This window comes from Microbacterium sp. 10L49, from assembly GCF_056395125.1.
The window spans coordinates 730,011-751,956 of the sequence record NZ_JBFTIW010000001.1 but is presented as its reverse complement, the minus strand read 5'-3'; the positions used below and the strand labels follow the sequence as shown (position 1 = coordinate 751,956).

Genomic DNA, 21,946 nt, shown 5'->3' with positions numbered 1-21,946 from the left:
GTCGTCGTCCGCCACGGGACGGACGAGGCTCAGTTGGACGGCTGCCAGTCCTCTCCGACCTTGGTCCAGGTCGGGAGCGCGTCGTCCGCGCGCAGCTTGGCGAGGGTCGTGGGGAGCCGCACGAGCCACGGGTCGCCGACCGGCACCTCGTCGCCGGGCGCTCCGGTGGCCTCCTGGATCTCCTTGACGATCGGCACGTACAGCGAGCTGGAGATGTCGGGCGCGGGTCCGCCGTTCCAGATCTCGCCGGTCTCCAGGTAGTGCACGACCGCGGCCTCGAAGCCGGGACGGACCGGGAAGACCACGCGACCAGCGCCCGCTCTGAGGAAGTCGGCGAACTCGGTGTCGACGTCGTCGAGCAGCATCCGGTGCGACCAGGCGGGCTTCCAGCCCCAGAAGTACGGGTAGAAGAAGTAGACGATGTGCTCCCACTCGAAGGCCTGCTCGAAGAAGCGCACGTACGGCATCTGCTGCTCGCTGCGCGGCAGATCCGGCTGCGGGTAGCCCTCGACGGAGGTCTGCAGCGCGCCGAACGCGTCGAACTGCTGCGCGGTCAGCAGGGTGAGGCACTGCTTGCGCAGCTCCGTCGTCACGATCCTCGAGTTCCACATCGGGTTGCGGCCGGAGATGACCACGCCGGCGGCGGCCGCCGCCTCGTCGAGCTGCGACTGGTAGGCCTGCTGCTTCGCGAGGTATCCCTGGGTCAGCGCGGCGTGCGTCTTCAGCTGCCAGGCCGTCATCGCGCGGGCGGTGCGCTCGCAGAAGATCTCCACGGTCGCCGCGAAGTCGCGCAGCTTCCAGCCATAGGTGGCCACCGACACCGTGCCCACCTCGCCGGCCATGTCGACGTAGGTCGCGTCGGCGAACACGTTGAGCGCGTTGTTCCCGATGAGCAGATACCAGGCCGCCCCCGAGTAGGTGTTCCATGCGGCCGTCCACAGGGCGTACTTGGCCTGATAGCCGTCGTCGATCGCGATGTCGGCCGACTTGCTGAACTCGTACGGATCCTGCGGAACCGTGCCGTCGAACGCCTTGCTGAACGTCTTCACCGGCGGGGGAGGAGCTTCGATTCCGGTGACGTCGTACTGATGCGCCCAGAACGCGTAATTGCCCTCCGTGACCAGGGTCGGGGTGAGCGTGAACGGCACCGGTGCGGTGAAGGTCTGTCCCTCGAGTTTGCCCTTGGTCTGCGCGACGATGAAGGCGGTGCCAGGCTCGGGCAGCGTGACGTCGAAGAGCATCCGCTTGCCGTAGTTGTAGACCTGCGCCTGCAGCACCTTGTCCACCCACTGGTACACGCCCGAGATGTTGCCGGCGCCCTTCGTGTTGTCGAAGCCGTGCGAATAGCGCTCCTCGAACTCGTTCAGCGTGGTGGTGGTACGTCGCTCGAGCACGCGGTCGACGACCTTGCTGACGGAGCGAGCGACGACGTCCTTGCTGAACTCCGAGGCCTGCTTGGTCGACTCCTCCGACGAGTGGTTCGTGGCGAAGTCGGCGTTGGCCTTCACCTCCACGAACGGGCCGTACTTCGCGTCCACGGACAGGCCCGCCTTGAACTGGGTGTCGTCCTTGATCGTGGAACTGGTCTCACGGCTGAGCGAGAACCGATCGGTCGACTGCGTGTCGCGCTCCTCCTCCTTCGTCGTCTCCTGCTCGGTGAGGATCGTGGTCTCGGTGCGCTCGAGACGCCGTGTCTCGCGGTCGAGGTGCTCGGACTTCAGCACGTTCTCCACATGTGCGAGCTCGCCGCCCTCGTAGCGCAGGACATGCTCCTTGACGAGCAGCAGGTCGCCCACGCCGACGGGGCGGATGGATCCGTGCCCGGTGGGCATGCCTGTCGCGGGGTCGCCTACGAGATCGGATGCTCCCGGGGTCTGCACCAGGGCGCTGCCCACGAGCGAGACGGCGGAGACCGCGGAGATCGGCACGGTGAGCGACGTCAGCAGAGATCCTCGTGCCTCGTCCAGCGTCCGCAGCATGACGGGCAGCGGGGTGACGGCGACGTCGAGCGTGAGCCCCCGCAGGGTGCTGCGCACCGCGGCGGGCAGCTTCTGGACGGTGGACGTGTCCAGGACCCAGGGGATCCCAGGGGTGACGGATCCGGAGTTCTCCGTCTCGGTGCGCGCAGCGCTCGTACGCGCTGCGCCGCCGGCGTCGCCCGCCGCCCGTGCGGTGCGGGTCCGCGGCTGCGGCGCCTCGGAGCGGGTCTGGGCGGCGAAGCCGGAGGCGGAGAGCCCGCCCAGCGCGGCGATCGCGCGGTCCAGACGGTCGATCTCGGCGCGGATCCTGCCCTCGTCCGGGCCGGTGGGCCTCGGCCCTGGGTCCGTCGACGGCGGCTCGGATGCTGGCCTGTCCGCCTTCGGCAGGCTTGCTGGCATGACGAGCGGGCGCACGGCGATCTCGGGGTCGCCGTCTGCCGTCCGGGCGATGACGTCGAGACCCTGCGCGACCGTCGCGAGACCGCGCGCATCGGTGCCCGAGGAGTCGGAGAGCGCCTTCGCGGCGATCAGCGTGTCCTCGACGCGCTGACGGTACGCGGCGAAGTCCCCTCCCGACACCACCGCCGTCGATGCGCGTCCGGTCGCCGCCAGGATCACCGCCTCCGCGTCGGCGTTCGACATACGCGATACCCCGAGTGCGGCCGCGACGGCGCGGGCCGCGATGCCCAGCGGGTCCTCGGTGACCGTACGCACCGCGACGTCGGACTGGAGGAACGCCTTCGCCGATCGTCGGAGGGCGGGCGCGCCGTCGCCGATGTCGATCGCTCGGGCGTCGAGCGTGTGCACATCGGTCGTGGCGGGCAGATCCGCCGGACGCATCACCATGAAGCGGAACAGCTCGTTCATCCTGATCACCCTGATTCTCGTCGTGCTGGGATCCAGCGATGACAAGGAGCACGCGGCGCCGCTCCTGATACAGGACTCGTCCTCCGCGCGGCGATCGAGGCCGCGGCCGGCCTCTGGTTCACACCCTCCCGAAGACCTCAGGATCCACTGGGCGCTGCGCCCGCGGGAGCTTCGCGACCACGAGACGGTAGGCCTCGGTGACGAGCTCCTCGACGAGGCCCCGCTCGAGGCTGCCGTCGGCGCGCAGCGTGATCCAGTGCCGCTTGTTCATGTGATAGCCGGGGATGATCGCGGGATACGTGGCACGCAGGGCCTCGGCGTCCTCCGGCGCGGACTTGAGAGTCACGCCCGTGCGGGTGGACGGCGAGAGCGCCATGAACATCAGTCCTCGCACGCGGAAGACGTCGACCTCGGGCCCGAACGGCTGGTCCACGGTGACGCCGGGAAGCTCCTCGGCACGCGCCTGCACCCAGTCCTGCATGTCGTCGCCTGTCATGCGCTGAGCCCTCTCGTCCGCAGGATCCGAGCCCGGATCCTTGCACCCATCATGCCGCGTGCGGGAGACACTGAGCCGGAGTCGGTTCGCGCTGCGCCCCTGTACGCGCCGCGGATTTCGGCGGATCATGGGGCGAGGGCCGAACGAACGGGAGTCGAGCATGTCCGAGGACCAGGTCGCCACGTCGAGCATCATGATCGATGCGTCCCCCGACCGCGTGTGGGAGGTGCTGACGGATCCGGACGCGGTCCGGGAGTTCATGTTCGGGACGACGGTCGTCACGGACTGGACGGTCGGGGCGCCGATCCGCTGGCAGGGGGAGTGGGAGGGGCGCGCCTATGAGGACAAGGGCGTGATCCTGGAGGCCGAGCCGGGGCGGCGTCTCGTCTGCACGCACTTCAGCCCTCTCACGGGGAAGCCCGACATCCCGGAGAATTACCACACGCTGACCTGGACGATCGCGGGGGACGGCCCGGTCGAGTTCACGCTGAGTCAGGACAACAACCCCGACGAGGCGGCCGCCCTGCACTCGAAGAGGATGTGGGACAGCCTCGTGCGTGCGATGAAGGACATCGCCGAGCGGCAGGGCTGAGCACCGGAACCGGAACGCGCCGGGGATCCGTTGCCCTCGGTCCAGAAAACGTGCCATCCTCGGTACCACGTCAGCACCGATGCTCCGAGCCGTCCTGCGACCCGCCCCACCGGTGACCACGGGTGAACGACAGGGGGATCGCATGTCGCAGACCGATGCCGGGAGTCTCATGCACGCCGAAGACCACGGCGCGGAGCACGATGCGGAGCAGGCCGGGTACAAGAAGAGCCTGAACCGCCGACAGGTGCAGATGATCGCGATCGGCGGTGCGATCGGCACGGGCCTGTTCCTGGGATCCGCTTCCCGGCTGCACAGCAACGGCCCCGCCCTCGTGCTCAGTTACGCGTTCGTGGGCGTGATCGCCTACTTCCTCATGCGCGCGCTCGGCGAGCTCGTGCTGTACCGCACCACCTCCGGCGCCTTCGTGTCGTGGATGCGCGAGTTCTTCGGCGAGAAGGCGGCGTATTACACGGGCTGGATGTACTGGACGAACTGGGCGCTCACCGGCATCGCCGAGCTCAGCGCCGTCGGCCTGTACATCCAGTACTGGTGGCCGCAGATGCCCACGTGGGCCACGGTGCTCATTGCGCTCGCCGTGGTGCTCGTGGTCAACCTGCTCTCCGCGAAGGCGTTCGGCGAGTTCGAGTTCTGGGCGTCGGTGCTCAAGGTCACCGCGATCATCGTCTTCCTCGTCGTCGGGATCGTCGTGGTGGCGTTCAGCTTCGACGTCGGAGGGCATCGCGCGGGGATCCAGAACCTCTGGTCCAACCCCGGCGGATTCTGGCCCTCGGGTGACGGCTTCGCCTGGTACGGACCGATCATCGTGATGTCGGGCGTCGTCTTCGCGTACGCCGCCATCGAGATGGTCGGCATCGCGGCGGGTGAGATGGAGGATCCGAAGCGCGAGGTGCCGAAGGCCGTGAACGCGGTCATCGTGCGTATCGGCGTCTTTTACTGCGGTGCGCTGCTGCTGCTGGTCTGCATCCTGCCGACGAGCGAGTTCACTCCGGGCATCAGCCCGTTCGTGACCGTGTTCGGGCGGATGGGCATCCCCTGGATGGCCAACGTGATCCAGGCGATCCTCATCGTCGCGGCGATGTCGTCGCTGAATTCGGGGCTGTACACGACCGGTCGCGTGCTGCGCAGCCTCGGCATGGCGAAGCAGGCTCCGGGCTTCACGCTCAAGATGAGCCAGTCCGGCGTCCCCTGGGCGGGCATCGTGATGACGGCCGTCGTCTACGTGTTCGGATCCATCCTGAACGCGGTGAGCCCCGATGCTTTCGAGATCGCGCTGGAGGCGGCCTCGATCGCGGTGGTGTTCACCTGGGGCACGATCTTCATCTGTCAGTTGCGTCTGCGAAGACTCAGCGACAGGGGAGTGCTGCCGGCGAGCACGTTCCGCGCACCGGGCACTCCGTGGACGAGTTACCTGGGCCTCGCGTTCCTCGTGTTCGTGATCGTCGGCATGGCGATCTCGGGGTGGCAGGCCTCCCCGTACTTCTGGCACAAGACCGGCTTCGTCGTGGTCGTCGTGGGGATCCCCGTGCTGCTCGTGATCTTCGAGCTCGGCTGGCTGATCGTGAAGGGGAAGGTCGCCGCGCACACCGACGGCCGGATGCTCAGCAAGTGGACCGACACGGGCCTGCGCTATCCGCCTCGAGAACCCGGCCCGCGCACCGAATCGATCGCCGCCCTCGGCACCGTGCAGTTCGACGTGCACGAGCGCGATGAGGACGAGGACGACGACGGCATCGAGATCGGTCCCATCGAGATCGAGATGCACGAGTGGGACAACCTCGAGGAGCCGGACAAGAACCCGCATGAGGGCGGCTCGGACAAGAGCGAAGGGAGCCGGTGACATGCGCCGCCTCAGCCTCGTCGCAATGGGCCTCGTCGCGGTCTCGATGCTCGTCGCCGGCTGCTCCTCCGCGACCCCGCAGAACACCGGTGACAACAACGCCACCGGATCCGCGACCCTCACGATCGGCATCGCGGACGACCTGCCCGGCGTGAGCCTCAAGACGGACGCGGGCTATGCCGGCTTCGACATCGACACGGCGAACTACGTCGCGGGCAAGCTCGGCGTGCCGACGAAGAACATCACATGGCAGCGCATCGACCAGGATGAGCGGGTGAGCGCGCTCACCTCGGGCAAGGTCGACCTGGTGGTTTCCACCTTCTCGATCACCCCGGAACGGGAGAAGGAGATCGCGTTCGCCGGCCCGTACTTCGTCGCGCACCAGGATCTGCTCATCCGCCGCAACGACGAGACGATCACCGGTCCGGAGACCCTGGATGGGAAGAAGGTGTGCGCGGCCGCCGGCACGACCTCGATCGACTACCTTACGTCGCACTATCGGGGGAAGATCACCGTCGTGAAGGTGCCGTCCTGGTCCGAATGCGTTCGTGATCTGGCGGCGGGCACGGTCGATGCGGTGTCGACCGACGACCTCATCCTCGCCGGCTTCGCGACACTGCCCGAATACAAGGGCGTGCTGCGCGTGATTGGCAAGGGCTTCACGGATGAGAACTACGGGGTCGGCCTGAAGCAGGGCGACCACCGGCTCGACACCGTGCGCACCGCGCTCAAGGACTACATCTCCTCCGGGGCATGGAAGAAGTCGCTCGACGCGAACATCGCCCCGTCCGGCTACGCGATCCCCGCGCCGCCCACTGTGAAGTAGAGGCGGCACGGCGACGCCCCTCCGCGCGGGATCGAAACGGAGGGGCGTCGTGAGCGCTCAGAAGACCGGGGTTCCCGCGCGCGTGAGCTGCCAGTTCACGACGTGGAAGTCCTTCGGGTCGATCGTGCCGGCCGCCGAGGCGTAGGACACGATGGCCTCACGGATCGCGACCTGCGCGTTGTAGACGACCGGCGCGGTCGCGATGTGCGGGAAGCCGCCGCCGCCCGACTGGCGGTAGTTGTTCACCGCGACCACGAACTTCTGCGCCGGGTCGACGGGCGCGCCGTTCCAGGACAGGTTCTGGATCCGGGATCCCTGCGGCTGCGCGATGTCGACGTCGTAGGTCACTCCCGAGAACTGGTCGTAGTTGTAGTCCGGGGTGTTCAGCGCGTTGGTCCAGCTCGCCGGATCCACCGGGGCGCCGGGGGCGACCTGCTGGAAGTACTTCGCCGAGTACTCCAGGTAGTCCTTGATCTGCGCACCGGTGAGCACCGAGGCCATGAGCGTGTTGTCGTAGATGTACAGCCCAGCGACGTCGCGGATCGTGACCTCCCCGGCGGGGAATGTCGCCTGCCGGTTGAAGGGAGCGGCGATCGACACGATCGGCAGCGATGCCTCCGCCGTGCCGGCGATCGCCTTCGTCACGGTGTCGACCTGCACCTTGTTGACGTAGTCGAGGATCGCGGTGTCCTTCCAGCAGGACTCGGCGGCCGACAGCTCCTCCGTGGAGTTCGCCACGGGCTTGTTGACGTACGCGACCACGGCGTCGTGCTGCGCCTGGATGAGCGACACGAGGGCAGGATCGTCCTGAACCGTGTTCGTGTTGACGTTCGTGGCCTTCTTCGAGACCACCGTCCACTGCCCCTTGACCTGCTGCAGCTCGATGTCGAAGACACTCAGGCGCTGTCCCCAGCACATCGGCTCGCTGAGCACGACCTGCTGTCCCGTGGTGGCGTTGGTCACGAACCGCTGCGGGATGTCCTTGTGCGCGTGGCCGAACAGGATCGCATCGACACCGGGCACCTGCTCGGCGATCAGTGCCGCGGCGTTCTCGTTGGGCAGCGCGTCGCCGTATGACGAGGTGCCGCTGTCGCCGGAGTGCACGCTCACGACGAGCACGTCGACGCCCTGGTCGCGGATCACGGGCACCCAGCGCTTCGCTGTCTCGACGATGTCCAGCACCTCGAGCTTGCCGCTCACGTTGGCCTTGTCCCAGATGACGATTCCCGGGTTGGTCAGGCCGAGCACGCCGACCCGGATCGGCTTGGCGCCCTTCGGGTGCAGCGTCTTGATCGTGTACGGCGTGTAGGCCGGCACGGTGGTTCCCGTGTGCACGGCGTTCGCGCCGAGCACCGGCGCATTCATCTGCGAGATCCACGTGTCGAGGAAGTCGAGGCCGTAATTGAACTCGTGGTTGCCCAGGGCCACCGCGTCGTAGCCGATCGCGTTCATCTGCGCGGCCATGGGGTGGATCGCGCCGCTCGTGGTGATCGGGTCGACGGTCGCGTAGTAGAAGCCCAGCGGGGTGCCCTGGATGGTGTCGCCGGCGTCGAAGAGCAGCGTGCGGTCCCGCCCGCGATCGGCGCGGATCTGGTTGACGACGCTGGAGACGCGGGACAGGCCGACGACGTTGCCGGCCTTGTCGGTGTACTCCGCGTCCTTGTAGTAGTCCCAGTTGACCGCATGCGAGTGGATGTCGGAGGAGCCCATGATCGTGATGGTCACGGACTTGCCGACACCGCCTGCAGCCGCGGACGCCGAATCGGAGCTGGTGGCGACCCAGCCGGCCGCCGCGAGGGCGCTCGCCGCGGAGACGCCGGTCAGGAATCCGCGCCGGCTCAGCCCTGAGCGTCGCTCCTGCTCGATGTCATCGGGGACGGCGCAGGAGCACCACCGGGGCTGCGGGGCGTCGGCGTGGCGGTGGAGATGTGTTTCATCTGTCATGAGGACCGATGCAACCATGCCCGGGTGACGACGACAACAACGCGCGCGTTAACAATCTCCCATTGCGCGTACGAGCGGATCCGGTTTCGCGGCGTGCTCAAGCGAGCGGCGGTCGGCGTGCGGACGCGGCTTCCGCGGATTCTCGCCCCGCCATCGGTCCGCACGCTCCGAAGACGATCCCATCCGATCCGCAGACGGCTCCGAACAGAGGGTGAGCGGCACCGTGCCGCACTCGAGGAGGAGCAATGCGTTCGTCACCGAACCGTCTGATCGCCGTCATCTTCGGCGCCGTCTACATCGTCGTCGGAGCACTCGGCTTCGCCGTGACCGGAGGAGTCTCCTTCCTGGCGACCCAGGGAGGAATGCTGCTCGGGATCTTCATGGTCAACCCGCTGCACAACGTCGCCCACCTGCTCATCGGCGCCGCACTGCTCGCTGCGGGCCTCGCGTCCACGCGTGCGGCGAAGGGCGTGAACACCGTCGTGGGGGCGGCATACCTGCTGCTCGGCATCGTCGGATTCTTCCTCGTGGGGACCGCGGCGAACATCCTCGCGCTGAACACGTTCGATCACTTCCTGCACCTCGCGAGCGCGCTGCTGCTGCTCGCGGTCGGGCTGGGCGTCGAACGCGGCGCGTCCCGCGAGGCGATGGCCTGAGGTCGTCGTGCTGCGCAGCTGGCCCGCGCTCCTCGCCTGGGGCGCGGGTCTGATCCACTTGGCGATCGGGGCCGCGGTCGCCCGCGCAGATGGCGATGGGAACGCCATCATGCTGCTGACGCCGATGCTCGTGGTCGGAGCCGCGGAGATCGCCTGGGGTGTCGCCGTGCTCCGTGCCGGGCGGATCCGCGGGGGAAGAGCCGCAGCGGTCGGCGCGATCATCGCGGTGCTGATGGGGGCTGTCGCCCTCGTCGGAGGGGCACCGGTGATCGCGGTGGGGACCTCGTCTGCGCTGGCCATCGCTTCGGGAGCGATGGCGGCGCGGATGCGGGAAGCGGGGGTGGCCCGGACCGGCAAGGGGGAGGGGCCGGTCCGAGCCTCCCGGTCGCGGGCGGCGGGGGTGGCTGTGGGGGCCCTCCTCGTCGCTGCGCTCGCGATGCCGGGCTTGGCGCAGACCGATGCCGCGACGAACGGGGATCCACACGATCGTGGGGTCGGTGCAGATCTGCCGCTCGTCGATCCGCACGCGCACCACTGAGCCACGGCCCGGGGTGCAGACGAGAAGAGACCCTCGCCGGGGCGGGGGCCTCTTCTCGTGCGACGTCGGATCAGAAGACGTTGGACTGAAGCCACGCGAGCGGGTCGATGGCGCTGTCGTTGATGTGCACCTCGAAGTGCAGGCAGGATCCGACCGTCCAGCCGGTGTCGCCGACCCGGCCGATGAACTGACCCGCGGTGACGCACTCGCCGGCCTGGACCGCACGGCTGCCATAGGTCATGTGCCCGTAGAGCGTGGAGACGGCGTTGCTGCCGCTCAGGGACGGGTGCGCGATCTCGACCGTCACGCCGTAGCCCTGGTAGCTCTCGGACGAGAGCGTGACGCAGCCGTCGGCCACGGCGTAGATGGGGGTGCCGATGCCGGCGGCGAAGTCCTGGCCCATGTGGCTGCGCCCGGTGCGGGCGGCGCCGAAGCCATCGGTCAACGTGTACGAGCCCGCGGCCATCGGGTAGATGACCTGACCGGGCTTGGCGATCGAGGCGACGCCGGTGCGCTCGGCGGCGGCGGTCGCCGCCTGCATCGCGCTGAGCTCGGAGGGCGTGGTCGCCGTGAACGTGCCGTGCACCTGCACATCGGGAAGCACATCGCCTGCGGCCGTGAACGACTGTGCGCGGATGTCGGCGGATGCGCTGTTGGAAGGCTTGGCGTCACCCGCATGCACCATGCCGAGGGCGGGCAGCGCGGTGCCGACGACGAGCGCCGAGATCGCGAGGGCGGCGCCGGTGCTGCGCCCGATGTTCTTGGCGCCACGACGGGGACGCGTGCCGGCGGGGACGATGTGCGCGGGGGCCGCGGAGCGGGTCGCCGGCTCGGGGGCCTGCGGGGGTGCGGGCACGCGCGCCTGGGGTGCAGTCGGGTCGAACAGCGGCTGCGGGGCCGGCTCGGCCGGGGCGCTCGAGGTGCCGGCGGGTGCAGAGGTCTGCGCGGACGTGGTCGCCTGTGCGGCGGCCTCCCTCATCTCCCGGCGCGAACGGGGCGCGGTGGTGCCGACGGTCGCGGACGGGGCTTCTGTCGTGCGGGCAGAGGGGTGCGCGGTTTCGGGGGCTCGCGAACTGATGATGTGCTCCTCGGGCAGCGGAGGGGGTGTGACGTCTCCGCCATCGGGGGGAACGGAGGGGTGTTACAACTCCGTAATAATACGGATCGTTCCTGAGAGTTCCATACATTGGCCGTCAAACGCCGTCTCGGCGTGGCGCGATCGGAGCACGTCGTCAGCGCCCGCCGCCGCGGTTGGTGATGGTCTGCGCGAGCGCCAGATACTCCTTCGGCGTGGCCTCGGGAAGGTAGGCCTCGCCGATCGCGAGCCCGATGGCCGCGAGCTTGGCCGGATCCGCATAGGCCATGTAGATGGTCTCGTAGCGCGGGTTGAATTTGCTCTTGAACCGGAACAGCGACGTGAACCCGTAGGCGGGCTCGAGCATCTCTCCGAGCCAGCCGAGCAGGCGGGTCATGACGGTCGGATCCGGGGCCTGCTCGCCGGGCTTGGTGGCCAGCGGTGCACCGGACAGGCTGAGTGTCTGTGCGCCCTGCTCCTTCATGTGCAGGGCCGCCGAGGCGATGATGAACTCCATGATGCCGGGCATGGATCCGTCGCTGCGGCGCATGAAGTCGATGGTCCAGCCGGTGACCTTCCCGTCCGTCCAGCTCGGCAGCCAGCTCGTGGTGGCCTCGATCCCGCCGTCCTTGTTGAGGGCGAGGAAGATGCCGACATCGGAGTCCTTGAGCTCCTCCATGCCGCCGAGGGTGAAGCCCATCTCCGGCAGCTTCTTGTGGGCGACCCACTCCTCGCTGACGGCGGTGATCTCCCGCGAGTAGCGGGTCGGCAGGTCGTTCCACGTCGACCACAGCGTGGTGATGCCCTCGCGTTCGCCGCGGTTCAGCGGCTGGCGCACCTTCTGCCACGCCTTGCCGGCGAGCTCGAAGCCCGGCAGGTCGATCACGGTCTCCTCGCCGACGGACATGTACTGCCAGCCGAAGGACTGGAAGATCGGCAGGTAGCGCTCGTGGAAGCTGTAGAAGCACGCCGACCAGCCCTGGGACTCGCAATAGGCGATGAAGGCCTCGACGGTCTCACGCTCGGCTCCCTCGGCGCACACCGGATCCGACACCGTCAGGGCGACCTTGCGGATGACGCGGTATGCGACGGCACCCCGACCGTCTGCGGTGAACCAGTAGCTGTTGCCGGCCCAGGTGCCCATGAATCCGAGGGTGCCGCCGCCCCCGTCGCGCAGCAGCGCTCGGAACCGCGCCTCCTCGACGACGGCGCGGTCCACCTGGGTGGCGCGGAACAGCCGCACGCTGGCGACGATGAAGACGATCCAGAACGGCACGCCCACCCACTGGTAGACGAACAGCGCTGCGCCGTCGATCGGTATCCCTGCATCGGAGATGGCGGGTAGCAGCCCGCTGGAGACGAAGGGACGCACCATGTCGGCGAGCAGCTCGCCCACCGACGGCTGGCCGTCCAGGTAGTTGTCGCCGTCGATCAGCCCGATGGCGAGATAGAGCCCGGCGAACACAGCGAACGCACCGACCACGGTGAGGATGAAGTGTCGCACGGCGGCGGGAGGCGCGGCGACGCGGAAGTGCCGCCGGGTGAACAGCAGCAGGGCGATCACGCCGATCGGGACGAGGACGGCCAGGACCATCGCGATCCCGTCCTCGATGAGCAGGGCGCCGCGGAGCTTGTCGTCGAGCAGGTCGTTGATGCCCACCGACGTGGCCGTCAGCAGGGCGATCACGGCGTTGACCGCCAGCGCCATGATCCACGCGGCGCGGCGGCCCGTGCGCAGCCCCCAGGCGGCGACCAGCGTGAGCACCAGTGGGACGAGGCTCACCAGGAACGGCCCTGGGCCCGAGTTGAGGATCGCGTCGGCCTGGCGCACGCAGTCGGCGGTGAAGTCATCGACGCAGGACTTGGGCATGGTGGCGGCCTCGATCGGGGAGAATCCCGAGACCACGAGCCCGAGCGGCGAGTACCAGGCGCCCGAGATCAGCACGATGAACGGCCCGAGTCCCGTGGCGCCGACAATGGCCGCGACCAGGGTGCGCACCTCGCGATGGGAGCTGCGATGCCAGGTCGGCCGTATCGCGCCGCGCGCCAGCACGAGGCCGAGGAGCAGCCCGAGCGCCCCGGAGATGAGCCGGAACACGCTGTCGCTGTCCGCGGCGTACAGCGCGAACATCATCAGCAGAGTGAAGCCGACGACGCGGATGCGGCGCTGCCACAGCGCCGGGGCGAGGGCGCTCGCCGCCATCAGCATGCCGACGGTGCCGATCGTCGGATCCGCAACGGCGTCGTAGCTGGCGAGCAGGCCCCATTGCGAGCCCCACGAGACCAGCAGCCACTGGCCGCCCAGGCCGATGACCATCGCGAGGACGCCGGTCAAGAAGAAGGTCCACGCGGCGCGGACGCTGCCGAGCTTGCGCTCCGCGTACGCGCCGGCGGTCAGGATCAGCAGGATCGCGAGCACCCCGCCGATCACCGAGTCTCCGAACAGCAGCGCGGTGAGCGGGGTCCACCAGTCGCCGTCCTCGATCGTGGTGCTCACCGATGCGGCGAACTCCTGCGGGAACCGTCCGAGGAACGTCCCCGTGACGAATCCGGCGGCCAGCACGACCAGGGCCAGCGCCGCGCTGAACGGATTGCGCAGCAGATACGTCAGCACAGCGCGGATCCAGCGCGGCGTCTCGCGCGGTGCAGACGGGGGAGCGATGGTGCCGGCGGGGGCGTTGTCAGAGGCGGTCATACGCTGCTCTCTCTGCGATGATCGCGCGGTTCGTGCCGGATCCGCGCGGTGGCGGGCGGCCACCCCTTCAGAGTGCCCAACCTCCGCGACGTTGTACAGCCGGGCTGTCAGCGCGGCGCGGCGAGCCCCGAGCCGTCGCGGCGTTCGAACACGAGCTGCGTCTCGGTGGCGCGGACGACGTCGTGCACCGTGATGCGCTCCAGCACGATGTCGCGGAGCGCGGCCGCATCGGCGACGGCGACGTGCACGAGGAAGTCGTCGGCACCCGCGATGTGGAACACCTGCAGCACGCCCTCGGTCGTCTCCAGTGCGTCGAACAGCGCCTCCACACCGGTCTTGCTGTGGTTGCCCAGCCGCACCCGGATCACGGCCTGCACCGGGCGGCCGAGCGCGGCAGGATCCAGTTGCAGGCGCAGCCCGAGGATCACACCCCGCGTGCGCAACGAGCGCAGCCGGAATGCACAGGTGGAGGCGGGGATCCCCAGCGCGGCCGCGAGCTGCTTGATCGGGGCGTCGGGGTGCTCGGACAGGGCGGCGAGTATGCGCAGATCGAGGCCGTCGACGCCGTGCTGCTCCGTGCTCAAGATCCACTCCTCGTATCGCCCGTTTGTTGTGCTGAACACAAGACTGACATCATCTGCGGATCCGTGCAGCAACGCAGATAGCAGTTTGCTGTGCGTGGAGGGATCCTGTGTGCATGAGCGACGACGATTCCCTGCGTGACATGCCCCTGCGTCCCGAGACCGTCGCGGTGCACGCCGGCCGGGCAGACCTCGCCGCCCTCGGCGTGCACGCCGCGCCGATCGACCTCTCCTCGACCAACCCGCTGCCCGACATCGCGCACGGCGGCGACTCCTACGAGTCGATGGCGACCGGCGGGCAGCCGCTGCCGGACGGCGGCAACGTCTATGCGCGGCTGTGGAACCCGACGGTCGCGCGCTTCGAGGAGGGCCTCGCGGAGCTCGAGCACGCCGAGGCGGCCGTCGCGTTCTCCAGCGGCATGGCCGCGATGACGGCGGCGATCCTGTCGCACACCATGGCGGCCGGCAAGCACCACATCGTCGCGGTCCGTCCGCTCTACGGCGGCACCGATCACCTGCTCGACTCCGGGCTCCTCGGCGCCGAGACCACGTTCTGCGCCGAGCACGAGGTGCACGCGCACCTTCGCTCCGACACGGGCCTCGTGGTCGTCGAGACGCCGGGCAACCCCACCCTGGACCTGGTCGACATCGCCGCGGTCGTCGCACAGGCGGGTGATGTGCCCGTGGTCGTCGACAACACGTTCGCGACCCCGCTGCTGCAGAACCCCCTGGATCTCGGCGCCGCCATGTCCTTGCACAGCGCGACGAAGTACATCGGCGGGCACGGCGATGTGATCGCCGGCGTCATCGCGTGCTCGGAGGAGACCGCGCGGGCGCTGCGTCGCGTCCGTGCGATCACCGGTGCGCTGCTGCATCCGCTCGGTGCGTACCTGCTGCACCGCGGGCTCGCGACGCTGCCCGTGCGCATGGAACGGCAGCAGCGTTCCGCCGAGCGCGTCGTGGCGTGGCTGGCCGAACACCCCGCCGTGGCCGAGGTGTTCTACCCCGGCATCGGCGACGAGCGCGGTCTCATCCCGCGGCAGATGCGCGGCGGGGGCGCCATGATCGCCGTGCGCCTGCGGGACGGCTATGACGCCGCCGAGGCCCTCACCGGTTGCGTACGGCTGTTCACGCACGCGGTGTCGCTCGGCGGCGTCGACTCCCTCGTGCAGCACCCGGCGGCGCTCACGCACCGGCCGGTCGCGGCGGAGGCTCGTCCCGGTGCCGACATCGTTCGGCTCTCGATCGGGCTGGAGGATCCGGAGGATCTCATCGGCGATCTGGCGCAGGCGCTGGCCAGGATCGCCGTCCGCGCGGAGTGATGTCCGAGGCACCCGGCAGACTTGGCGGGTGACCGGAATGAGAACCTTCTGGACAGCGCTGCCCACGACCGGGCGCTGGCTGCTGTCGACCGTCGCGATCCAGACGCTGGGCCGCGGGCTGACCCTCCCCTTCACGATCATCTATCTGCACGAGGTGCGCGGGTTCGACCTGGGCGTCTCCGGTGCGCTGATGAGCGTCATCGCCGTGACGGGGCTGGTGGTCACCGCACCCGCCGGCACCCTGATCGATCGCTACGGCGCCCGGCGGATCCTGCTGGCGGGCCTCGCGTCGATGATCGCGGGCTGCACCCTTCTCGCGTTCGCGACATCGCCGGTCGTGGCGGCGATAGCGCTCGTGCTGATGGGAGTGAACTTCGGCGTCTCATGGCCCGGGTTCAATGCGCTGATCGCCACGATCGTCGCCGGTGAGCTGCGCCAGCAGTACTTCGGCGTGAACTTCGCCCTGATCAATCTCGGCATCGGCGTGGGCGGGATCCTCGGCGGCTTCTTCGTCGACGTGCACCGGCCCGAGACGTTCGTGGCGATCTTCCTGATCGACGCCGCGAGTTCGCTGATCCCGATGGCGTTGCTGCTCGGGCCGCTGCGGCATGTGCGCACGCATGCCGAGCCCGGCGACGAGCACGAAGAGCCGGCGGAGGGGTACCGGCAGATCCTGCGCCGTCCGGCGGTGCTCTGGCTCACACTGCTGACCTTCCTCGCGGTGTTCATCGGCTACGGGCAGATGGAGGGCGGGTTCCCGGCCTTCGCCCGCCAGGTGTCCGGCGTCTCGACGCAGGTCATCGGCTTCGCATTCGCGGTCAACACCGCCGTCATCGTGCTTCTGCAGTTCGCCGTCCTGAAGCTCATCGCCGGACACCGACGCACCCGCGTGATGCAGGTGATGACCCTGGTCTGGGGGTTCTCCTGGGTGCTGCTGGGGCTCACCGGCTTGCTGCCGAAGACTCTGGTCTCAGCGATCGGCGTGCTGCTGTTCATGGGCGTCTTCGCCTTCGGAGAGACCATGCTGCAGCCCACGGTGCCCGCGATCTGCAACGATCTGGCCTCCGACCGCAGCCGCGGGCGATACAACGCGATCAACGCCGCGGCTTTCCAGGGCGGGGCGATCGCCGGGCCGATCGCGGCCGGCATGCTGCTCGGCGAGGGGCGTCAGATCTGGTTCATCGTGGCGATGGTGGCGGGTTCCCTGCTGATCTGCGCTCTGACGATCGCGCTCGAGCGGCGGCTGCCCGCGGCCGCGAACGGTGTGCCGCAACCGGAGGAGATCGCGGTGCGCGAGGCCTGAACGCGCGTGTGCGTGCTGCGCCCGGTCGCAGCGGAGAACACCGTTGCGCGGTCGCAGCGCTGCCTCCAGGATGGGGAAGTGCAATTCGTTCGGATCGATAACGATCCCGCGACGAGCGCGCGCGGCGGTCGGTGACACAGGCGAGGACGATGACGTTTGCGGTGAGGCGGGCGCGGCAGCAGACCGCGCGACTCGTGCTCGTGCTGCTCGCCGCCGGACTCGTCGTGCTCGGCGTCGGGGCGACCGAGGCGCTGTCGGTCCGGCTCGTGGGCGACGGTGTGCGCCAGGTTGCGGAACACGCCGAACCGGGAACGCGCGTCACGAAGGTCACGGCGCTGCGTGCGGATGATCCTGACGCGCAGGACCGCGCCGTGCGAGCGGCGATCACGAAGGCTTTCGCCGGCGCACCGATCGCGGTCAGCCGGATGGCCGTGAGCGAGATCTCGGTGGGCAACCCCGATGCGGTGCAGGCGATCGGCGGGGAGGGCATCGCTGATCGCGGCGAGCTCGTCGACGGCGAGTGGCCGAGACGCTCCGGCGAGGCGGCCGTGCTGGCGGCCGCCGCGGAGACGCGCGGGTGGCGGATCGGCGATCGGATCCCGCTCGGTCCGGATGCGTCCGGCGGCATCGTCGACGTCACCGTGGTCGGCACCTGGACGGCGAAGGATCCCGCCGATCCGACCTGGGCGGGAGACCCCGCGGTGGGTTCCGGCGATTCCGAAGGCGCGGCAGGGCCCGTGCTGATCACTGCGGACGACATGGCACGGCTGTGGACCACGCCGACAATCACCTGGACCGTCCAGCCGACCTCACTGACCGCCGACAGGCTGGACGGATACCGCGCGGGCCTGGCCCGGCTGGTACAGCTTCCTGCCGAGGTCGACGCGGACAACAGTTCCAACACCGCGGTCGAGGGCGCGCTCGGCGACCTGCTGGACCGCCAGACTCGGGCGGTCGCGGTCGCCCGCGGCATGATGGCGGTGCCCACTGCGATCATCGTGGCGCTCGGGGCGATCGCGATCGCCGTGATCCTGACCGCACTGGCGGGAGCCCGCCGGGAAGAGCTGCGTCTGATCCGCGCGCGCGGCGCCGCAGCCACCGGCGTCGCCGCTGCGGCCGCCGGTGAGGCCACGGCGGCGACGGGCATCGGCGCCGTCCTGGCGGTGATCGCCCTGCTCCCTGCCGGAGTTCTCGGCGCCTCGACGATCGTGGCCGCCGCGCTCACCGTCCTGATCGCCGCCGGTGCCGCCGCCTTCACCGCGGTACGTGCGTCCGCACCGGCGGCAGCGGCGCGATCCGATGCCGGTCGGGGGATCATGCTGGCACTCCTGCTGCCGGCGCTGGTCGTCACGGCTCTGGCGGGGTTCGCGCTCTGGCAGCTCTTCACGCGGGGCGGCGTGGTCGCGGACGACGGCACCGCGGATCCGGTCGCATCGGCCGCCGGTGCCGCATCGCTGCTCGCACTCGGCCTGCTCGTCCCGGCGCTCGCCGTGCTCGTCGCAGCGATCGCCGAACGCGTCGCCCGCCGGGGTCGCGGCATCATGCCCGTGCTGCCGCTGCGCCAGATCGCGCGCCGGGCGGGTATCGCGGCGGTCGCGATCCTGTGCCTTGCCCTCGCCGCGGGATCCGCGACGATGGCGGTCGGCGTGGGCCCGCTCGCCGCCGCTGTCGACCACTCGGCCGTCCGGGCCGCGCTCGGGCTGGATGTCCGCGCGTCCGTCGGTGCACAGCAGGCGGTGCCGCTCACCGCAGCGGAGACCGCCGCGCTGCCGACGGTCACCGTTGCCGCCGAGGTGCTGAGTCGGGACGCGGAGGTCGGCGCGGACACCGTGGCATTCGTCGCCGTCGACCCGTCGGCCGTGGCGCTGCCCGCGGCGGACCGGGCGGCGCTCACAGCCGGATCCGGTGGCCGCCTGCCCGTGGCGATCACCACGGCTCTCGCGCAGCGGCTCGGCGCCGCGCAGGGGACGCGGTTCGCGATCACGCTGCGACCCGAGGGTGCGCGCCTGGAGGCTGAGGTGTCCGCGATCGTTCCAACGATCGCGGGCGTCGGATCCGGCCCCGGGATCCTCGCGGACCGCACCGCCGCCACGTCGATGGCCGAGGGGCTGCCCGCCAACGAGCTGTGGGTCGCGACCTCGGATCCGTCATCCGTGGCCGCGACGATCCGCTCCCGGGCGAAGACCCCGTTGCGGATCCTCACCCCCGCCGCGGTGAGCGACGCTCCGATCACGGGGTCGTCCGCGATCCTGCTCGCCCTGGGATCTGCGGCCGCCGCCCTCCTGGGCCTGCTCGGCTTCCTCTCGGCCGTCGCCGCGGATCGGTCCCGCCGCACGGAGGAGCGCACCGCGCTGCGCGCCCTCGGGCTCAGCACCGTACGACAGCGGTCCGCGAGGTTCGCCGAGGTGACGGGCATCGCGATCTTCGGCGCGCTCGGCGGCGTGGCGGCGGGGCTCGCCGTCGTGGCCGTGGTGCTGCCGGTCATGTGGGGGAGCGGCTCATGACGCGCCATCCCGCCGCGCCCACGGTGATCCTGCGCACCGTGCTCACTGCGCCGCTGCTCTCCGCTTTCCTCGTGCTCGCGATCGCCGCGCTGACGTTCGTGGGCGTGCTGGTGCCCGCGCTCATCGACCAGGCCCGCACCGCGACGGTGCAGCACCAGATCGGCGGGATCCCCGACGTGGGTCGATCCCTCACTGCGGCGTACTCCGGCATCGCCGGCCTGGAGGGGACGCCGACAGTCGATGCGTGGTCAGGGCCCCTGGGCGTCGTCGCAGCGGCCCGGGACAGGCAGCCCGAGCCGCTGCGGAGCGTTCTCGGCGCTCCTCGGATGATCGGCGCCTTCGGCGCGACCGGCCTCTTCGCCGACCGGGCCGTTCCGAAGAACCTGGTGCAGCTCGTCATGGATCCGGGGCTCGCGCGGCGCAGCCTGCTCGTGCAGGGCGAGTACCCGAAGAGCACGGATCCGGCAGAGGGGATCGAAGTGGTGCTCACGGCGCAAGCGGCCCGGGCGCTGGACTGGAAGGTCGGCGAGACCCGGCACCGGCAGGATCTGGTCGTGCGGCTGACCGGCCTGGTGGCACCGAACGGCAGTGACGAGCTCGACTGGAAGATGTTGGTCGGCTCGGTCGAGCCCGCCATCAAATACACGTCGGACGGCGACATCATCCTGCAGACCGTCGGCTTCATGGCGCCGGACGAGGCGGGGATGCTCGGCGAACTGCGTGCGGAGACCTCGACCTTCTCCTGGATCCCCGTGCACAAGGAGGCGATTGATTCGGGCAGTGCCGCGAAGGTCGGCGCGCAGCTGCGACTTTTCCTGGCGAACCCGATACACGTCGGGGCGGTGGGCTCGTTCTATGACCGCGGGTTGGTCTACGTCACCCCGGTGGCGGATGCGCTCGATCGCGGAGTGGCGAGGGCTGATGCGCTCGATGCGGTCGTCGCGGTCGCTGCCGTGGGTCCTCTCGCGGTGGCTGCGGTGGTGCTGAGCCTTGCCGGACGGCAGCTGGCACTGCGTCGCTGGCGGGCCGCCGCGCTCGCCCGCGCCCGGGGCGCGTCGTTGTCGCAACTGTCCGCGGTCCTCGGCGGGGAGGCGCTCGTGCTCGGGGCGCTCGGCGCGGGAATCGGGCTGGCGGTCGGGGCGGCGCTGCGGCCGCAGGGACCGCACGCTCTGGCCTGGCTGGTGGCAGCGGTGCTGGTGCTCGTCCCGGCCTGCACCGTGCCGCTCACCGTCATCGCGGACCTGCGCCGTGCTGAACGCCGTGACGGGAGTGGACAGCGGGCGCGGCCGTGGCGGCGCATGCTCGCAGAAGCCGTCGTCGTGGTGCTCGCCGTCGCGTTCGCCGTCCTCCTCCTGAGCCGTGGCGAGGCGGTCCGGGCGGATCCGGTGATGCTCGCGATGCCGGTGCTGATCGGCGCGGTGGGCGCGGTGGCGGTGCTGAGGCTGCTCCCGCTGCTGCTGGACGGGCTGCACCGCGCCGCCGGGCGCCGCACCGGGCTGATCGCTCTTCTGGGCCCGGCCCGGGCTCTGCGCGATGCCGCGCTGCGCACCGCGCCGGCGCTCGCCGCCGTGATCGGCATCGCGGTGGCGGTCTTCTCGGTGTCGTTCGCGGCGACCGTCTCGGACGGCATCAGCCGCACGGCGCGGGACGCCACCGGCGCGGACGTGGCCGTGTCGATGCCGTACTTCGAGGACGCGCAGATCGAGGCCGCACGGAAGATCCCCGGCGTCGAGGCGGTCGCGACGCTGGACGCCGACGAGATCGGTCAGGGCGCCTCGTCCGGTGCTTCCGACCGGGTGCGCGTCTATGCGGTCGACCGGGATGCCTTCGCGCGAGTGCAGCGGGGCTCCGACGGCGCCCTGCCCCTGCCCGCGTCGCTGGCGTCGGCATCGGGTGGATCCGTGCCGGTCGTCGCCTCGGAACAGCTGCTCGCGCAGTTCGGCGACGCGCTCACGGTGAACGGGCACGCGGTGCAGGTCGTCGCGCGCACCGCGCAGCCGACGCCGTTCGGGAGCGCGGAGAAGTGGGTGATCGTCGACCGTGCGAACATCGACAGGCTCGGCGTCGCCTCGCCCCTGGTCACGAGACTGTTCGCCTCCGTGGCGCCCGGCCACGACCCGCGTGCGGTCGCGAAAGCGCTGACGGCGCGGCTCGGCGCGACAGCCACCGCCACGACGGCCGAGCAGATCATCGCGCAAGCGGCCTCGGATCCGGCGTCGTCCGCGCTGCGCGTCGCGCTGTTCGTCGCGACGGCGATCGTGGCGATTCTGCTCGTCTTCGCCATCATGCAGACACTCCTGCTCGGATCCACGGCGCGCGCCCGGCTGCTCGCGCTGCTGCGCGCCGTCGGGTATCCGCGGCGGGCGGAGCTGCCGCTCGTGGCCTGGGAGGTGGGGCCGGCGCTCGTCGTGGCTCTTCCCGTGGGCGTCGTCTGCGGCCTCGCGATGTCGTGGCTCGTGGTCGGGGCGCTGGACCTGCGTGGTTTCACGGGAGGGCAGAACGCCCCCGCGCTCAGCTTCCCCGTGATCTGGCTGGCCGCGACGGTGCTCGGCTTCGCGGCGGTCACCGCGGTGGCCGTGCTCCTGGCGACGGCTGCGGCGATGCGGCTGCGCAGCGCGGATGCGATCAGGGTCGCGGATGACGAGGGATGACGGATGACGGCCGAGGAGAAGGACGCCCACGGCGACGAGGACGAGGGATCATGACCGCA

Annotated in this window: 15 protein-coding genes; 9 read left to right on the top strand and 6 right to left on the bottom strand. The window is 70.1% G+C overall.

Annotation, left to right across the window (positions count from 1 at the left end):
* Nucleotides 1-29: 29 nt before the first annotated feature.
* Complete coding sequence (locus tag AC1DCT_RS03585) at nucleotides 30-2,846, bottom strand: hypothetical protein (protein WP_477427504.1); 2,817 nt, start codon at nucleotides 2,844-2,846, stop codon at nucleotides 30-32.
* A 118-nt stretch (nucleotides 2,847-2,964) separates the two neighbouring features.
* Nucleotides 2,965-3,342: an MmcQ/YjbR family DNA-binding protein gene (locus tag AC1DCT_RS03580; RefSeq protein WP_477230591.1), complete on the bottom strand. Its 378-nt coding sequence runs from the start codon at nucleotides 3,340-3,342 to the stop codon at nucleotides 2,965-2,967.
* A gap of 160 nt (nucleotides 3,343-3,502) precedes the next feature.
* Here AC1DCT_RS03580 and AC1DCT_RS03575 point away from each other — a divergent pair, with 160 nt between their 5' ends.
* The 3 genes from AC1DCT_RS03575 to AC1DCT_RS03565 all read left to right on the top strand — a co-directional run bounded on the left by AC1DCT_RS03575 (nucleotide 3,503) and on the right by AC1DCT_RS03565 (nucleotide 6,618).
* On the top strand, nucleotides 3,503-3,934 hold the full coding sequence (locus AC1DCT_RS03575; protein WP_441976121.1) for an SRPBCC domain-containing protein: 432 nt from the start codon (nucleotides 3,503-3,505) through the stop codon (nucleotides 3,932-3,934).
* Nucleotides 3,935-4,076: 142 nt separating this feature from the next.
* On the top strand, nucleotides 4,077-5,792 hold the full coding sequence (locus tag AC1DCT_RS03570) for an amino acid permease (protein WP_477427502.1): 1,716 nt from the start codon (nucleotides 4,077-4,079) through the stop codon (nucleotides 5,790-5,792).
* 1 nt (nucleotide 5,793) lies between these two features.
* The gene (locus AC1DCT_RS03565) at nucleotides 5,794-6,618 is read left to right on the top strand and encodes a glutamate ABC transporter substrate-binding protein (protein ID WP_477427500.1); all 825 of its coding nucleotides are present in this window, start codon (nucleotides 5,794-5,796) and stop codon (nucleotides 6,616-6,618) included.
* Between the two features lie 57 nt (nucleotides 6,619-6,675).
* On the opposite strand, the gene AC1DCT_RS03560 is transcribed toward AC1DCT_RS03565, so the two are convergent.
* Complete coding sequence (locus tag AC1DCT_RS03560) at nucleotides 6,676-8,562, bottom strand: bifunctional metallophosphatase/5'-nucleotidase (protein WP_477427498.1); 1,887 nt, start codon at nucleotides 8,560-8,562, stop codon at nucleotides 6,676-6,678.
* A 245-nt stretch (nucleotides 8,563-8,807) separates the two neighbouring features.
* Between AC1DCT_RS03560 and AC1DCT_RS03555 the strand changes: the two genes are divergently transcribed.
* Both AC1DCT_RS03555 and AC1DCT_RS03550 read left to right on the top strand, forming a co-directional pair.
* Nucleotides 8,808-9,218 (top strand): DUF4383 domain-containing protein, encoded by a 411-nt coding sequence (locus AC1DCT_RS03555; RefSeq protein ID WP_440732003.1) that lies wholly within the window; start codon nucleotides 8,808-8,810, stop codon nucleotides 9,216-9,218.
* Between the two features lie 7 nt (nucleotides 9,219-9,225).
* Nucleotides 9,226-9,756 (top strand): hypothetical protein, encoded by a 531-nt coding sequence (locus AC1DCT_RS03550; protein WP_477427496.1) that lies wholly within the window; start codon nucleotides 9,226-9,228, stop codon nucleotides 9,754-9,756.
* A 70-nt stretch (nucleotides 9,757-9,826) separates the two neighbouring features.
* On the opposite strand, the gene AC1DCT_RS03545 is transcribed toward AC1DCT_RS03550, so the two are convergent.
* The 3 genes from AC1DCT_RS03545 to AC1DCT_RS03535 all read right to left on the bottom strand — a co-directional run bounded on the left by AC1DCT_RS03545 (nucleotide 9,827) and on the right by AC1DCT_RS03535 (nucleotide 14,110).
* Nucleotides 9,827-10,735, bottom strand: coding sequence for a M23 family metallopeptidase (locus AC1DCT_RS03545; protein ID WP_440732001.1), 909 nt, complete (start codon nucleotides 10,733-10,735; stop codon nucleotides 9,827-9,829).
* Nucleotides 10,736-10,988: 253 nt separating this feature from the next.
* A complete protein-coding gene (locus tag AC1DCT_RS03540) occupies nucleotides 10,989-13,526 on the bottom strand; it encodes a bifunctional lysylphosphatidylglycerol flippase/synthetase MprF (RefSeq protein WP_477427494.1) in 2,538 nt (845 codons plus the stop codon).
* A 107-nt stretch (nucleotides 13,527-13,633) separates the two neighbouring features.
* Nucleotides 13,634-14,110: an Lrp/AsnC family transcriptional regulator gene (locus tag AC1DCT_RS03535; protein ID WP_440731999.1), complete on the bottom strand. Its 477-nt coding sequence runs from the start codon at nucleotides 14,108-14,110 to the stop codon at nucleotides 13,634-13,636.
* A gap of 113 nt (nucleotides 14,111-14,223) precedes the next feature.
* On the opposite strand from AC1DCT_RS03535, the gene AC1DCT_RS03530 reads away from it, so the two are divergent.
* The 4 genes from AC1DCT_RS03530 (at nucleotide 14,224) to AC1DCT_RS03515 (ending at nucleotide 21,887) form a co-directional block, all read left to right on the top strand.
* Nucleotides 14,224-15,429 carry a trans-sulfuration enzyme family protein gene (locus AC1DCT_RS03530; RefSeq protein ID WP_441976127.1) on the top strand — a complete coding sequence of 402 codons (1,206 nt, stop codon included), beginning with the start codon at nucleotides 14,224-14,226 and terminating at the stop codon, nucleotides 15,427-15,429.
* Between the two features lie 37 nt (nucleotides 15,430-15,466).
* Complete coding sequence (locus AC1DCT_RS03525) at nucleotides 15,467-16,732, top strand: MFS transporter (RefSeq protein ID WP_477427753.1); 1,266 nt, start codon at nucleotides 15,467-15,469, stop codon at nucleotides 16,730-16,732.
* 149 nt (nucleotides 16,733-16,881) lie between these two features.
* Entirely contained in the window at nucleotides 16,882-19,236 is a 2,355-nt protein-coding gene (locus tag AC1DCT_RS03520) for a hypothetical protein (RefSeq protein ID WP_477427492.1), read from the top strand.
* The gene (locus AC1DCT_RS03515) at nucleotides 19,233-21,887 is read left to right on the top strand and encodes an FtsX-like permease family protein (RefSeq protein ID WP_477427490.1); all 2,655 of its coding nucleotides are present in this window, start codon (nucleotides 19,233-19,235) and stop codon (nucleotides 21,885-21,887) included. The genes AC1DCT_RS03520 and AC1DCT_RS03515 overlap by 4 nt, the downstream gene beginning before the upstream one ends.
* The last annotated feature ends 59 nt before the right edge of the window (nucleotides 21,888-21,946 follow it).